The sequence below is a fragment of the Streptomyces katrae genome, assembly GCF_000966975.1.
In the GTDB taxonomy this organism is placed as follows: Bacteria; Actinomycetota; Actinomycetes; order Streptomycetales; family Streptomycetaceae; genus Streptomyces; species Streptomyces katrae.
In genome coordinates, this window is the sequence record NZ_JZWV01000602.1 from 1 (window position 1) to 12,864 (window position 12,864).

Annotated in this window: 19 protein-coding genes; 17 read left to right on the plus strand and 2 right to left on the minus strand. The window is 71.0% G+C overall.

Going from position 1 to position 12,864, the window contains the following annotated elements; genetic code table 11:
* Positions 1–625 (plus strand): sortase domain-containing protein (locus tag VR44_RS21475; RefSeq protein WP_342669374.1); only part of this gene is annotated, 625 nt, incomplete at its 5' end.
* Between the two features lie 187 nt (positions 626–812).
* On the opposite strand, the gene VR44_RS21480 is transcribed toward VR44_RS21475, so the two are convergent.
* Together VR44_RS21480 and VR44_RS21485 are read right to left on the minus strand one after the other, a co-directional pair.
* Entirely contained in the window at positions 813–1,661 is an 849-nt protein-coding gene (locus VR44_RS21480) for a protein phosphatase 2C domain-containing protein (RefSeq protein WP_045949190.1), read from the minus strand.
* 1 nt (position 1,662) lies between these two features.
* Positions 1,663–2,505 (minus strand): sigma factor-like helix-turn-helix DNA-binding protein, encoded by an 843-nt coding sequence (locus VR44_RS21485; RefSeq protein WP_045949191.1) that lies wholly within the window; start codon positions 2,503–2,505, stop codon positions 1,663–1,665.
* A 439-nt stretch (positions 2,506–2,944) separates the two neighbouring features.
* On the opposite strand from VR44_RS21485, the gene VR44_RS21490 reads away from it, so the two are divergent.
* From VR44_RS21490 to VR44_RS21565, 16 genes are all read left to right on the plus strand, one after another.
* Positions 2,945–3,193, plus strand: a complete 249-nt coding sequence (locus VR44_RS21490) for a hypothetical protein (RefSeq protein WP_045949192.1) — start codon at positions 2,945–2,947, stop codon at positions 3,191–3,193.
* Positions 3,194–3,300: 107 nt separating this feature from the next.
* Positions 3,301–3,570 (plus strand): DUF6284 family protein, encoded by a 270-nt coding sequence (locus VR44_RS21495; RefSeq protein ID WP_045949193.1) that lies wholly within the window; start codon positions 3,301–3,303, stop codon positions 3,568–3,570.
* The gene (locus tag VR44_RS21500; protein ID WP_045949194.1) at positions 3,567–3,845 is read left to right on the plus strand and encodes a DUF6303 family protein; all 279 of its coding nucleotides are present in this window, start codon (positions 3,567–3,569) and stop codon (positions 3,843–3,845) included. The genes VR44_RS21495 and VR44_RS21500 overlap by 4 nt, the downstream gene beginning before the upstream one ends.
* Positions 3,842–4,975, plus strand: a complete 1,134-nt coding sequence (locus tag VR44_RS21505; RefSeq protein WP_045949195.1) for a hypothetical protein — start codon at positions 3,842–3,844, stop codon at positions 4,973–4,975. The genes VR44_RS21500 and VR44_RS21505 overlap by 4 nt, the downstream gene beginning before the upstream one ends.
* Complete coding sequence (locus tag VR44_RS21510; RefSeq protein ID WP_045949196.1) at positions 4,972–5,310, plus strand: RRQRL motif-containing zinc-binding protein; 339 nt, start codon at positions 4,972–4,974, stop codon at positions 5,308–5,310. The genes VR44_RS21505 and VR44_RS21510 overlap by 4 nt, the downstream gene beginning before the upstream one ends.
* A gap of 21 nt (positions 5,311–5,331) precedes the next feature.
* A complete protein-coding gene (locus VR44_RS21515) occupies positions 5,332–5,724 on the plus strand; it encodes a DUF3307 domain-containing protein (protein ID WP_045949197.1) in 393 nt (130 codons plus the stop codon).
* Positions 5,725–5,742: 18 nt separating this feature from the next.
* Positions 5,743–6,012, plus strand: a complete 270-nt coding sequence (locus VR44_RS21520) for a hypothetical protein (protein ID WP_045949198.1) — start codon at positions 5,743–5,745, stop codon at positions 6,010–6,012.
* 18 nt (positions 6,013–6,030) lie between these two features.
* Complete coding sequence (locus VR44_RS21525; protein ID WP_045949199.1) at positions 6,031–6,414, plus strand: DUF6251 family protein; 384 nt, start codon at positions 6,031–6,033, stop codon at positions 6,412–6,414.
* A gap of 81 nt (positions 6,415–6,495) precedes the next feature.
* Positions 6,496–6,699, plus strand: a complete 204-nt coding sequence (locus tag VR44_RS21530; protein WP_045949200.1) for a hypothetical protein — start codon at positions 6,496–6,498, stop codon at positions 6,697–6,699.
* 76 nt (positions 6,700–6,775) lie between these two features.
* A complete protein-coding gene (locus VR44_RS21535) occupies positions 6,776–6,988 on the plus strand; it encodes a DUF6257 family protein (protein WP_045949201.1) in 213 nt (70 codons plus the stop codon).
* 93 nt (positions 6,989–7,081) lie between these two features.
* Positions 7,082–9,148, plus strand: coding sequence for a cell division protein FtsK (locus VR44_RS21540; RefSeq protein ID WP_045949202.1), 2,067 nt, complete (start codon positions 7,082–7,084; stop codon positions 9,146–9,148).
* Between the two features lie 150 nt (positions 9,149–9,298).
* On the plus strand, positions 9,299–9,538 hold the full coding sequence (locus VR44_RS21545; protein ID WP_045949203.1) for a hypothetical protein: 240 nt from the start codon (positions 9,299–9,301) through the stop codon (positions 9,536–9,538).
* Between the two features lie 34 nt (positions 9,539–9,572).
* A complete protein-coding gene (locus tag VR44_RS21550; protein WP_045949204.1) occupies positions 9,573–9,761 on the plus strand; it encodes a hypothetical protein in 189 nt (62 codons plus the stop codon).
* Positions 9,761–10,108, plus strand: a complete 348-nt coding sequence (locus VR44_RS21555) for a hypothetical protein (protein ID WP_045949205.1) — start codon at positions 9,761–9,763, stop codon at positions 10,106–10,108. The genes VR44_RS21550 and VR44_RS21555 overlap by 1 nt, the downstream gene beginning before the upstream one ends.
* Positions 10,109–10,192: 84 nt before the next feature.
* Positions 10,193–11,041: a bifunctional DNA primase/polymerase gene (locus tag VR44_RS21560; RefSeq protein WP_045949206.1), complete on the plus strand. Its 849-nt coding sequence runs from the start codon at positions 10,193–10,195 to the stop codon at positions 11,039–11,041.
* A 2-nt stretch (positions 11,042–11,043) separates the two neighbouring features.
* Complete coding sequence (locus VR44_RS21565) at positions 11,044–12,519, plus strand: hypothetical protein (RefSeq protein WP_045949207.1); 1,476 nt, start codon at positions 11,044–11,046, stop codon at positions 12,517–12,519.
* Positions 12,520–12,864 lie beyond the last annotated feature (345 nt).

Genomic DNA, 12,864 nt, shown 5'->3' on the forward strand with positions numbered 1-12,864 from the left:
CGGTACCCCCACCCCCGTCCCCCGGACCCTGGCCGCCGCCGCCCTGACCCTCACGGTCGCCGCCACCGCCCTCACGGCCTGCGGCACCGCCGCCGCGACGAAGCCCCCGCCGGCCCCCGAGGTCGGCAGCACGGCCACCACCGCGGCCCCGCCCACCGCCCCGCCGCTGGCACGCTCGAAACCCACCGGCATGAAGATCGACGCGGCGGGGGTGGACGCGAAGCGCATGGTCGACCTCAAGGTGGACCCGTCCACCGGCGAGCTCGGCGTCCCCGACCCCGACACCGGGGCGAACGACCCCGGCTGGTGGACCGGGGGCGCCACCCCGGGCGAGAAGGGCGTCTCGGTCCTGGTCGCCCACTTCGACACGAAGCACGGCCCGGCCCTGATGAGGAACGTCGCGAACATCCGGCTCGGCGACCTGATCGAGGTCCCCCGCGAGGACGGCCAGACGGCGAAGTTCAAGATCCGCGAGATCGAGGACGTCCCCAAGGAGGACTTCCCGACCGCCAAGGTCTACCCGGACACCCCCCGCCCGGAGCTCCGCCTCCTGACCTGCGGAGGCGAAATCAAGAACGGCCACCGCACCAACAACGTGATCCTCTACGCGGACCTGGTCGCCTGACGTCTCGGCAGTCAAACGGCCCGGAGCGTGATCGCTCCGGGCCGTTTTCCCTGGTGCCCCCGGCAGGATTCGAACCTGCGACACCCGCTTTAGGAGTTCATCCCCTGTCTGACCTGGGACGTCTGAGGGCGCGAGCTGTCTGCACCCGGTGGGCCCGGACGGTTGCCGTCGTTCCCGGACGTTGCCGTCAGGCACTGCCGTCAGGAAGCGCTGCATCCTGCGGGCCTTGGGCGAAGGAGCAGAAGGCGACGGCCGCGTCATCGCCGGCCTTGTACCGGGGCCAGCGCTGGCCGTGGGGGTCGGTCGCTTCCACCTCGCGAATCGAGCGGATAAGGGCGGCGGGTCCACTCGTCCTGAGCTGGGCGAGCAGCCCCTCCCAGGTGGCCATCTGGTACTCGGTGACCAGACGCGAGACGCCGTCCGACATGACGGCCGCCGACCGCACGTCGGCGGCGGCGACGGTTCCCGTCAGCGCGTGAGACGCGGCGTCCGGTGATGCTGCGGCCACCCAGTAGCCCTCCGGGGTGTTTCGGATCTTCCTCTGCGCGGCGACGAGTCTGGCGACGCTCGCCCGGTGCTCCGGGGTGCCCGTCGCGAACTGTTCCGTCTCGGCACGCAGGTCCTGGCACACCTCATCCACCCGGAGGTCCGTCAGCACCGTGATCCCGTCGGCCCCCTCCAGCACGATGGGGGAGTCCGCGAGCACGAGGTGATCGAAGTGGCCCGGCCGTTCGCGGAGGATGGCCACCGTCGCGGACGGAGTGCCGGGGTTCTGGAGATCGCACTCGGGGTGAAGTCGCCCAACGCGTTCGAGCGCCTCCGCCAGCCCATCCGCCAGCGGCCGGTCGCCTGTCGCCAGCGCTGCGACGAGCTGGCTGCCGAGTTGGGCGACGTACCAGGGCACGCCATGCCGGCAGCCGGTCCCCAGCCCCGCTGTGCTGAGACCATCCAGCACCAGGGCAAGGGACGGCGTACCGCCCACCCAGTCCTCGTTGGGGGCGGAGCCCCCGGGCTCGGTCGCAACGCTGACGTACATGTCATCCCTCGTGTCGGTAGATCGGGCTGACGCGCTTGCTCTCCAGGACCTCAAGCGTCTTGGGGTCGTAGCGGCACGAAATCAGCGTGGAGAACCGGTTGGTGCGGACCTCGCGGTACAGCTCCGCCAGGTGGTTTTCGAGGTAGTGAACCACCCCGTTGGCCCCGATGGCGTGGATGCCAGCGATGTAGATGAAGGTCCCCTTGCCGTCCAGTCGCGGGAGGCGGGCGAGGTACCCGACGTCTCCGGCCTCGCCGCTTTCGTCCATCGGCGAGCGATGGACTTCCTTGGTCTTCAGATCCACCAGGTGCCAAGCCCGGTCCTTCTGGAACCGGAGGTGATCGTCACCCTCCAGGACCTGGGCGATGATCGGCGACAGGCGCGGACCGCAGACCACGACGTGGTTGTCGCGGTTGAGGTTCACGATCCCTGTTGGCGGGATGACCTCGTACTGCGCGTCGAGCTTCAGCGTGCTGAGCAGCTTCCGCAGGTGCTCGAAGTTCCCGAAGTCCTCACGCGTGACGACCTCGCCCGCTTCCCCAGTCTCCTTGCCGGCTTCGTACTTGCCTCCGAGCGAGATGGTCATGAGATCGGTGCCGAAGAACGCCCGCTCGGGCGGCGGCCCTTGCGCGGCCAGCTGGCCGACCCGACCACGACTGACGCCGAGTAGGGCTGCGATCTCAGACTGAGACATGCCGCTCGCCGCCGCCTCCTCGATGGCCTCGCGCCGGATGCGGGACAGCTCCGTGACTCGGCCCTGGTAGTCGCCCATCAGGGCGATTGCTGCCTTGGCTCGCTCTACAGGGGGCTCCACCTGGGCCACCCGCTGGATCTCTTCGTGCACCTACAGCCTCCACGCTTAGGGGGTCTAGCAACCATACCGCGAGGGGGGCTTGACGGCCATGGGGGTGGGTGCCTACCTTGGCTATCAGGTCAGCGCATAGACCCCCTAAGCGGAAATCGCTAAGGGGACCTATGCACCCTCTGACCTGCTTGAACGCCTATTGGCGTCCGGCGTGTCCCGTGCAAACGGGAGGCCCTTCGAGGCTTACCGCGCACGTCGGAGAGCTGCCGTTCCTTGAGAACTCAACAGTGGACGTGAAGTTGAGGCCGCCGCCTCCTCAGTAAGGCGGCCAGCGCGGCAGAGGTCCGCGCATTCGACCTCCGCAGCCCTGGCGGCTGCGGCCGGTTGCCTCCTTCGTCCGTCCGCCGCTTCGGCGGTGTACGGGCGGGGCTGAGGGGAGCCGGATTTCCGCTCCACCCCTTCCGATCTGGGAGACCTCATGAGCATCCGTGACGGGGAGGACCTCCCCGACCCGAGCACCGTTTCCGCCGGCGAGCTGGGCCGGATCCTGCGAGACCTGGCCGGTATCGCGGACGAGCTGACCGCCCCGGTGCTGACCGAGGAGCTGCGGCTCGCGCAGTACCGGCGGGTGGCCAACCTCGGCGAGTGGATCACCAAGGCGGCCGACAGCCTGCACTACGCCCTGGACCGCCAGGTCAACCCCGACGAGTTCGGCGACGACGACTGACACGCCGGCCTGCCGGCGCATCTGCCCTGACGAAGTGAAGCCCCCGGTGCTGGAACACCGGGGGCTTCGGTTCGGGCCCCGTTCCTGTCTGAGAGGAGCACGACCCAATGAAGCCCATCGTTGCACGTCACACCCCCGTTACCCCGCTTCCCGTCGACCTGGAGCCGACAGACGCGGAGCTTGAGGCGATCGAGTGGGAGCTGCCGCTGATCCTGGCGGAGCGCGACCTCCTCGACGTCGAGATCAGCGTCCTGGACCGCATGCCGTCCGAGCTGGACGAGAGGCGGATCCGCCGGGCCCGCCGCAAGATGCTCGCCGTCCGGCGGGCGCTCACGAACCAGGCCCTCGCGGTGAACATGCCGGGCGGTGCGGCATGACCCACGTCGCGCGCCTGACCAACTCGTTCATGGGCGAGTGGGAGCTGTACGTCGTCACCGACGCCCCCACGCGGGACTGGCCGTTTCACGAGTTCGGCCGGACTGGCCCGGTCCCCACGCTCGCCGAACGGAGGGCGGCCCTGACAGCTCTCGGCTACGAGTCGGCGGAGGCCGGTGAGTGGGTGTGGACGGAGAGCCAGAACACGTTCGCGGAGCGCGTCGAGCTGACTGCCTCCCTCACGGTTCGCACCGTCACCGCCAAGGCCGCACCGTGAGTGCGGCCGGCAGGCCGCTCACACGGGCGCAGAAGACGGTCCTTGGGCTGGCGTTCGTGCCGATGGTCGGCACGGGCCTGGCCGGCGGGTTCGGCACCTACACGAACATCTCGAACGCCTACGGGTCGGGGACGGCCGTGGGTGCGGTCGCGGCCGGCGAGGGCGCCACAGCGGTCCTGGCCCTGGTCCTACTCGGCCTGACGATGCTCGGTCAGTCCTCACCGCTGGTGATCCGCTCCGGGCTGTGGGCGCTCCCGGCCGCCGCGTCGGCCATGTCCTCCATGGCCGCCAAGTCCCCGGGCGAGATCGTCATTTACGCCCTGACCCCGATGGGCATGACCGCTTCCGCCGAGGGGGCCGCGTTCCTGGCCCGGCGAATCGTGGTCCACCGCGACGGACGCGACGGGGAGGCAGAGCGACGGGCCGCCGAGGTCGTCCAGGCGCTGGCTTACCACCGCGCCCGGGCCGCGCACCATCCAGACGAGAAGGTCCGGCGGAAGTCGGAACTCAAGGCGTGGACGCTGGCCCGCAAGGTCGGCACCGGCGATCTGACCCTGGGCGATCGGCTCCTGGACGTCCAGCGCGATCGGATCACCGCCGGAGCCGATACCGCCCTGGCCGCCATGTTCGACACCCCGACCACACCGGCCCTCACCACCGGATCGACCCCTTCCACCCCGGCGATCGAATCAGGGCAGACCGATACATACCGGTCTACCTCTGACCGGGAGGAGTCGGCCGATCCGGCTCCCGCCGCTTCCGCCCCGTGGGCCGCCGAGGGACCTGCCCCCGTCATGGACGCGACGCCCGATCCGGTCCCGGCCGACGCCGCTCCGGCGGTCGACTCGACACGCCCCGCCCTGGTGGTGGCGGCCGATCGACCGCGCGCACGTCGGGCGACCGGGCGGGTCCCACAGTCGGCCCGATCGAGCGCCCCGACTCGATCGCGTGACGAGCTCCTCGCCGAAGCCCGGTCGCTGACCGAGTCGTGGTCGGTGAAGGAGCTGACCGCCGATCGGCTGCGTAAGACGCTGCGGACCTCCCCGGCCAACGGCCGGATGCTCCGCGACACCCTGCGCGGCGAGCGGGAAGCAGCCGCCGCCGAGTCGGCTGCGGCGGACGTCGCGTGAGCGCGATACCCATCTACCTCTGGCGCCTTGCCCCCGAGGGCTTGGCCACCCGCCGGCAGCTGCGTGCGGCGGGGCTGCGGCCGGGCGGTCAGCCGGTCGTCGGTGAACTCCAGCGGCCCCGCTTCCGGCGGGGCCCGCTGGTCGCCTACCTCTACCGGGTCGACCTGGCCGTGCCGGTCCGCCCCATGACGCCGGCGAAACGCCGGGCCCTGGACCGGGCGAACACCGCCCGCCGCACCTGCCCCGCCTGCCACCGGGATGCCGGGTACGTCATCCCGGTCTCGCTTGGCATGTGCGTGCCCTGCGCCTACCCCGACACCGAACTTGCTGCCTGACCTGCCCGAAAGGGGCTCACCGTGTTCGCTGAGATCGCGTTTCTCCTCTACGTCGGGCACCTGCTGGCCGACTACCCGTTCCAGACCGACCACCAGGCCGCCCACAAGGCCAAGTGCGGGCGGCAGGGCTGGACGGCCAACGTCACCCACGCCGCCACCCACCTCCTGACCTGCGGCGCCATGCTCACCCTCGGGACGGTGCTGCTGGGCTGGCACCTCCCGCTCCTGCCCACCGCCGGTGCCCTGCTGTGGATCGGCGTCACCCACGGGTTCATCGACCGGCGCTGGCCGATCGCGGCGTGGATGCGGATCGCCCGTCAGCAGGGCTGGGCCGCGCACGGCGGGGCCGCCCACGTCGACCAGACCGCCCACGTCCTCGCCCTGACCCTCGCCGCACTCTTCCTCGCCGCCTGACTCGAAGGAGTTCAACCCATGCGTCCCGTCACGGTGACCACCTTCGTCCAGTACGCCAGCAAGCCGGGCACCGACCGCTGGCACGAGCCGATCAGCGTCGACGTCGCCCGGCAGTGCCTGCGCCGGGCCCGCCGCAGCGGCGACACCGTCGAGATCCGCCAAACGACCGCCCGCGACGGCAGCAGCGTCCACGTCGCCCACGTCCACATCGGCCCCGGCCGCTGGCGCGACGTCGACTCGGTGACCGACATCTACGAGATCCCCACCGACGCCCTCACGGACCTCTGACCCGCGAAGGGAGAACCCGTGCACCAGCTTCCCGAACACCGCCCCGGCGCCGTCGTCCACCTTCCGGACGGCACCCCCGTCTACGCCGACCAGCTCCCCGCCACCTTCGCCGGGCCGCAGGTCGTTCACCAGCACATCCACCAGGCCCCGCCCGACCGGACCGTCCAGCGGATCGCCCTTGGCTCCGGCGTCGGCGCCGGGGCGGTCGCGGCCGGGGTCTACTTCGGCCCGCTACTGATCGGCGCTCTCACGGCCATCGCCGCGAACCTCGCGTTCCTGGCCTTCCTCGCCCTGGTCCTCGGCTGGGGCGTCCACACGGTCGTGAAGTCCGTGGGTGGCCCCGAGGGCACGCAGGCCGCCAAGAACGTCCGCAAGGCCACCGCCCGTCGCCGGCGCGGCTGACGGCTGCCCGATCCACCCGGCCCCCACGGAGTCCGGGTGGTGAGGGGAGCTGGGACAGTCCCGGCCTGGAAGGGAAGCACTGTGGAAGGCGCACGCTACTCGTACGTCTACAACGCCGGCACGGAGTCGTCGCACCGCCGCTACAAGTACCAGTGCAAGTGCGGCCGCAACAGCGGGCGGTACTGGTCCACCGGTGCACGGGCCATGGAGGAACTCCGCGTGCACGTCGCTCAGCGGCACCCCGGCAATGACCGATTCCGGCCCCGCCCGTTCGCCGAGATCTGACGGCTGCCCGATCCACCCGCCCTGTGCGGGTGGTGAGGGGAGCCGGACAGTCCGGCCTCCAGAACGGAGCCCCACGATGGCGAAGGACCCGAACTTCACCGCGCGTGAGATCGCCCAGATCGGCTGGTACACGGCCCGGATGGCCAAGCGCGGTATCGCCGGAGAGAACGTCCACATCGGTGACCTGACCCGCAAGGTCGACCGGATCATCGACACCGCCCGCGAGCGGACCGAGCGCGAGGAGCGCGAGGCCGCCGAGGCGAAGAACGCCAAGCGCAAGCGCAACTAGAGGTGCCCCCGGAGCGGCCGTCCCGGCCAAGGAAACCGCGCCGCTCCGGGGCCCCTGCCCACCCGCCATTCAGCGAGAGCAGAGGTTCACAGCATGACCGATTCCCCGACCCCTCACCTGCGGGCCGTCCCGGACGAGGACGTCGAGCCGGTGATCCCGAAGATGGTCGACAACCCGAACCTGCCCGACCCCAAGGTCCGCAGCGAGAAGCGCAAGCCCGTCCTTGCCGGATGGCTGACCAACCGGCGCGACTTCACTGCCACCGCCAAGCACGCCGCCGCGAACCTCGGGTACGCCGCCCTCTTCCACGGGGTGCGGATGCCCGTCTACGCCGGCCGTCTGGCGCTGATGTCGCCGCGGGGAGCCTGCCGCTTCATCTCCTCCACCAACCGATGGGTGTGGGACCGCGAAGCCGCGCCGCTGCGGGACTTCGCCGTCCGGACCGAGGACGTCGACGAGTACATGCGCCTGGCCAAGCTCCGCCAGGGACGTGTCGCGCTGCGCGGGATGGTCACCCTGGTCAGCGCCGTGTTCGGCCTTGGGTTCGCCCTGTGGCTGTACGTGCTGGCCCCCGCCTACCTGTACGCGTTCGCCGCCGGCGGCGTCCTCCTCCTGGGGTTCGCCGGGCAGCAGCCTGACGCCCCGGTGATCGGCCCGGCGGTGCTGAAGACCGAGCTGCAGAAGATGACCGGCTCGATCGTCCTGCGCGGGCTGGACAGCATCGGCAACGCGAAGATCTCCGCCGCCATCAAGAAGGGCGGCGACATGAACGGCCTGCGGTTCACCTCCGAGATCGTGCGGGACGGGCCCGGCTACCGCGCCGACCTCGACCTCCCGTACGGCGTGACCCCGGAGGACATCATGGAGGCCCGCAAGCCCCTGGCCTCGGGTCTGCGCCGGAAGGTCGGATGCGTCTGGCCGTCCCCGGACCCGTCCGAGCACGAGGGGCGGCTGATCTTGTGGGTCGGGGACAAGCCGATGAACGAGACCACCAAGCCGGCCTGGCCGCTCCTGAAGTCCGGGCAGGTCGACCTGTTCAAGCCCGTCGTGTTCGGCAACGACCAGCGCATGCGCGACGTGACCGTGACCCTCATGTTCGCCTCGGTCGTGGTCGGCTCCATCCCCCGCATGGGCAAGACGTTCCTGATGCGGCTGCTCCTCCTCATCGCCGCCCTCGACCCGCGTGCGGAGATTCACGCGTTCGACTTCAAAGGCACCGGCGACTTCTCCGCGCTGGAGCCGGTCTGCCACCGCTACCGGGCCGGTGACGAAGACGAGGACATCGAGTACGTCGTCCAGGCCCTGCGGGAACTGAAGGAAGAACTGCGGCGCCGGGCGAAGGTCATCAAGTCCCTGCCGCGTTCGCGGTGCCCGGAGTCGAAGGTCACCCCGGAGCTGGCCAGCGACAAGAGCCTGGGGCTGCACCCGATCGTCGTCGGCTCCGACGAGTGCCAGGTGCCTTTCGAGCACGAGAAGTACGGGGCGGAGATCGAGGAGATCTGCACCGACATCACCAAGCGCGGCCCCGCCCTCGGCATCGTCGGCATGTTCGGCACCCAGCGCCCCGACGCCAAGTCCCTGCCCACCGGCATCAGCGCCAACGCGGTCCTTCGGTTCGCGCTCAAGGTCATGGGCCAGCCTGCCAACGACATGATCCTGGGCACGTCGATGTACAAGGCCGGGTACCGGGCGACGATGTTCTCCCGCTCCGACCGGGGCATCTGCTGGATGGCCGGCGAGGGAGACGACCCGCGCATCGTCGCCTCGGCGTTCGTGGACGCGGTGGGCGCCGAACAGGTCGTGGCCCGCGCCCGCAAGATGCGCGACGAGTACGGCAACGTCACCGGCCACGCCATCGGCAAGGGCCCCGAAGCCACCACCGGCGTCGACATCCTCGCCGACGTCCTCGCGGTCATGGCGGCCGACGAGGACGCGCTCTGGTGCGAGCGGATCGCCACCCGCCTCACCGCCCTGCGCCCCGACGCGTACGCCGGGTGGAAGGGCGAGAACGTCACCGCCGCACTCAAGCCCTGGGGCATCAAGCCCGGACAGGTCTGGGGCCAGGACGAGAACGGGGAGGGCAAGAACCGGCGCGGCATCAAGCGCGCCGACATCACCGCCGCCATCACCCGCCGTGACGCCGACCGGGCCGCCGCCTGACCCCTCAAACGCCTGCTAGACCTAGCACCCTCTCCTGCTAGGTCTAGCACCCCCGCTAGCACCCCAACAGGCCTCTGACCTGGGAACTAGCGTCTAGCAGCCTGCCGCGAATAGCCCCGGAAACCGCCCCAGACATGGGAGGACACCCGCATGCTCATCGCTAGCGCCCTCATCCTCGCCGCCCTCGCCGCCTACACGCTGTTGTGCATGGCCAGCCCCTTCGGGACCTGCCGCAAGTGCGACGGCGCCGGCGCCAAGCCCACCCTCCACCGCACCGGCAAGGTCATGGTCAAGCCCTGCCGCCGCTGCAAGGGCCACGGCAAACGCCTCCGGGTCGGGCGCCGCCTGCACAACCACAGCCGCCAAATCCACCGCGCCGGCACCCGCTGACCACCACGCCACCAGCCGAACGGAGCCCACGACCGTGGCCATCACCATCTCGTTCGTCGCCCTCTTCGGACTCGTCCTGTTCTTCCTCCTGCGCTCCCGCAGCCTCGGCCCCGGCAGCGCGTTCGTCGCCGCCGGATTCGGGTTCTTCCTCGCCTCCACCGGCGCCGCCGGCCCCATCAACGAGATGGCCACCGCCATCGTCCACGCCATCCCCAACCTCTGATGGATGCCGTCCCGCTCCTGGACTGGGGCGACAGCAGCCACTTCGACGCCCGGGCCACCCGGCCGTGCTGCCTGTGCGGCAAGCCCACCCCGATGCGCTCCCACGCCGACGAGGCCGTCCACAAGGTGTGCGCAGAGGAGTGGAACGCCGCCCACCCCGACGAGCCCCGCCGCTACACCCCGCCCGCCCCGGGCCGGACCCAGCACGACGTCGGCACCTGGCGCTTCCACAACGACGGCCCCACCACCCCGTACCTGCGGCGTCCGACCGCCGCCACGCGCGCACTCGCCCAGAGCCCCGCCGCCCCCGGCATGGCCGGAGGGCAGGACGGCCTGTTCGCCGCCTGAACAGCGCGAAAAGGGCGGCCCCCGTCTCGCCAAAGCCGGGGCCGCCCTCATCCAGCACGTTCCACTGAACTGGAGGCATCCAGCATGACCCAACCCACCCCCGCCCCGCTACAGACCGCGCTGCGGCTGGCCGGACTCGGGCTCCCCGTCCTGCCCCTGCGCCAGGACAAGACCCCCGTCGGCAACTGCCCGACCTGCGCGGGCTCCGCCTGCGGGGACCGGCCCCACATGAAGGCCGCCGGCCCCTGCCAGTGCCCCGCACCCTGCCACGGCTGGGCCGCCGCCACCACCGACCCGCACGTCCTCACCTCCCCGGCCTGGGCCCGCGCCTGGCAGCGAGCCGGCGCCGTCGCCTACCACCCCGGCGGCGCCGGGCTCACCGTCGTGGACCTCGACACCCCGGGCGCCGTCGCGTGGGCCCGTCAGACCCTTCCCGCGACCACGACGGTGGCCACAACGCGGGGCGAGCACTGGATCTACCAGGGTGCCACGCGGTCCGTGAACGGCGTTCGCCCGGGCGTCGACCTGAAGTCCACCATGGCCTACGCCCGGTGGCGCGGCCCTGGCACCGGCACCATGACGACCCTCCCGGACGCCGTGCGGGCGCTGGCCGTCAAGAAACCGGCTCCGGTGCGGCCAGTGCTGGCCGCTGTCGTGCCCGCGCCGGCCGGGGGCGGGGGGTGCCGCCACCGCTCGCCCGCCTACCTGGAACGGGGCATCGCCATGGCGGAGCAGCGCATCACCGCCGCCGACAGTGCCATCCACCACACGGTCTACCGGACGTTCCTCGCCGTGCTCTCCGTCCACGGCCGGTGCGGATGCCTGACCGAGACGCACGTCGAGCGGCTGTTCACTGCCGCGCAGGCCAAGGGGGAGTCCCTGCGGCACTGCACGACGGCCTGGACGAACGCCCGCACCGCACTGGGGGTGTAGCTGTGGCCGAGGACGAGAAGACTCCGGCCCGCGAGATCATCACCGACTACGCGCAGGCCCACTTCCGGTACTTCCGCACGACCGAGGGCACCGTGTACGCGCAGCGCAACGGCCACCCCGTCGCCCGGCCGGTCCGCTCCCAGGGCACGACTGGCAGCCACCGCCAGGAACTCATGGTCGGCATGTTCAACGACGGTCTCGGCGTGTTCAACGGCACCGCCCTCAAGGAGGCGTTGGACTTGATCGAAGCTCTCGCGCTCAGCCAGGACGTGCAGGCCACCCACATCCGGGTGGCCTCGGGGTTCGACGGGGCGACGTGGCTGGACCTGGGCCGCGACGACGGCCGGTCCGTCCGCATCCACCCCAACGGGTGGGACATCCGTGTCCCCGACCCGCGTGAGGTGTGCTGGCGGCGCACCCAGCTCACCGGCGAACTCCCGATCCCGGAGAAGGACACGGACGGCAAGGGCATCGACCTGCTGTTGAGGTTGTGTAACTTCGCGAACGCCGAGAGCGAGTGCCTGGCCGTGGCGTGGCTGATCGGCTGCTTGGAGCCGTCCGTGCCGGTCCCCGCGCCGTTCCTGACCGGCCCCCAGGGCGCCGGCAAGTCCACGGGCGGCCGGATGCTCGTGCGGATCATCGAGGGCATGACCGGCGACCTGCGCCGCGCGCCGAAGGATGAGGAGAACCTGATCACGGCGGTTGCGGCGGGGTGGGTCACTGCCCTGGACAACCTCTCGCACCTGCCGCCGGACCTGTCCGACCTGATGTGCTGCATCGTCACGGGTGCCGAGAGCATCAAGCGCGCGCTGTTCAGCGACGGCGACGTGCACCGCTCCCGCTACCGCCGCCCGCTGCTGCTGACCGGCATCGACGTGGGCGTCATCCGCCCCGACCTCGCCGAACGCCTTCTTCCGCTCCGCCTGGAGCGGCCCCGGGTCCGGCGGACGGAAGCGGAGCTGTGGGCGGAGTACGCCCAGGTCCTGCCCGTCATCCTCGGCTCCCTGCTGGACCTGACCGTGAAGGTACGGTCCACCGAGGCCGACATCCCCACCGACCTGCGCATGGCCGACTTCGCCCACCTCTGCGCCCAGCTCGACGCCGCCACCGGCCTGGCCTCGCTGACCGCCTATCGGGCCAGCCTGGACGACCTCAACGACGACGTGATCGAAGGAGACCTGCTCGCTCAGACGGTCCTCAAGCACGCCGCCGGCATCGACCCCGGCGCGGAGATCCGGATGACGTCCGCCGAGTGGCTGCACGCCCTCACCCAGCTCTACACGGGCGAGGAGTGCCGCCCCCTGCCCAAGGGCTGGCCCACCACCGGCAAGGTCCTCTCCGACCGTCTCAAGCGGCTTCAGCCCACCCTCGCCGCTCGCGGCGTCCTCGTGGACTGGGGCCGTAAGAACACGGCCCGCTACATCGAGCTGACCCGTCCCGCCGTCCCGCTGCCGGAGCAGTCCGCCCCGATGTTCTGACCGGCGGTGCCACGGCGGGACCGGCACAAGCAAGAGGAGCACCCGGCCCCGCCGCGGCGTGCTCCTCTTGCAGTTCCGGCGGAACGCCGGCCCAAGGGACGTGCCGCGCAGCGGCTCCGCATTCGCGCTCTGAGTCGCGCACAACAACAAACACCCCCTCTCTCTTTTCCTAAGAAAAGAGAAGCTGCGTCACCCGCGTCACCACAGCCCCGCAAACCGCCTGTGACCTGCGCATACGTGGGTGACGCAGACGGCCCACGGCTGCGTCACCTCGCGTCACCTGCGTCACCAGGCCGCGTCACCCGATGACGCGGTGACGCAGACCGGTGACACACGACCGCAGCC

What these genes read in the sequence shown, in the direction of transcription:
- VR44_RS21480 (WP_045949190.1), bottom strand. Translation starts at nt 1,661, where the DNA reads ATGTACGTCAGCGTTGCGACCGAGCCCGGGGGCTCCGCCCCCAACGAG.
- VR44_RS21490 (WP_045949192.1), top strand. Translation starts at nt 2,945, where the DNA reads ATGAGCATCCGTGACGGGGAGGACCTCCCCGACCCGAGCACCGTTTCC.
- VR44_RS21495 (WP_045949193.1), top strand. Translation starts at nt 3,301, where the DNA reads ATGAAGCCCATCGTTGCACGTCACACCCCCGTTACCCCGCTTCCCGTC.
- VR44_RS21500 (WP_045949194.1), top strand. Translation starts at nt 3,567, where the DNA reads ATGACCCACGTCGCGCGCCTGACCAACTCGTTCATGGGCGAGTGGGAG.
- VR44_RS21520 (WP_045949198.1), top strand. Translation starts at nt 5,743, where the DNA reads ATGCGTCCCGTCACGGTGACCACCTTCGTCCAGTACGCCAGCAAGCCG.
- VR44_RS21535 (WP_045949201.1), top strand. Translation starts at nt 6,776, where the DNA reads ATGGCGAAGGACCCGAACTTCACCGCGCGTGAGATCGCCCAGATCGGC.
- VR44_RS21540 (WP_045949202.1), top strand. Translation starts at nt 7,082, where the DNA reads ATGACCGATTCCCCGACCCCTCACCTGCGGGCCGTCCCGGACGAGGAC.
- VR44_RS21545 (WP_045949203.1), top strand. Translation starts at nt 9,299, where the DNA reads ATGCTCATCGCTAGCGCCCTCATCCTCGCCGCCCTCGCCGCCTACACG.
- VR44_RS21555 (WP_045949205.1), top strand. Translation starts at nt 9,761, where the DNA reads ATGGATGCCGTCCCGCTCCTGGACTGGGGCGACAGCAGCCACTTCGAC.
- VR44_RS21560 (WP_045949206.1), top strand. Translation starts at nt 10,193, where the DNA reads ATGACCCAACCCACCCCCGCCCCGCTACAGACCGCGCTGCGGCTGGCC.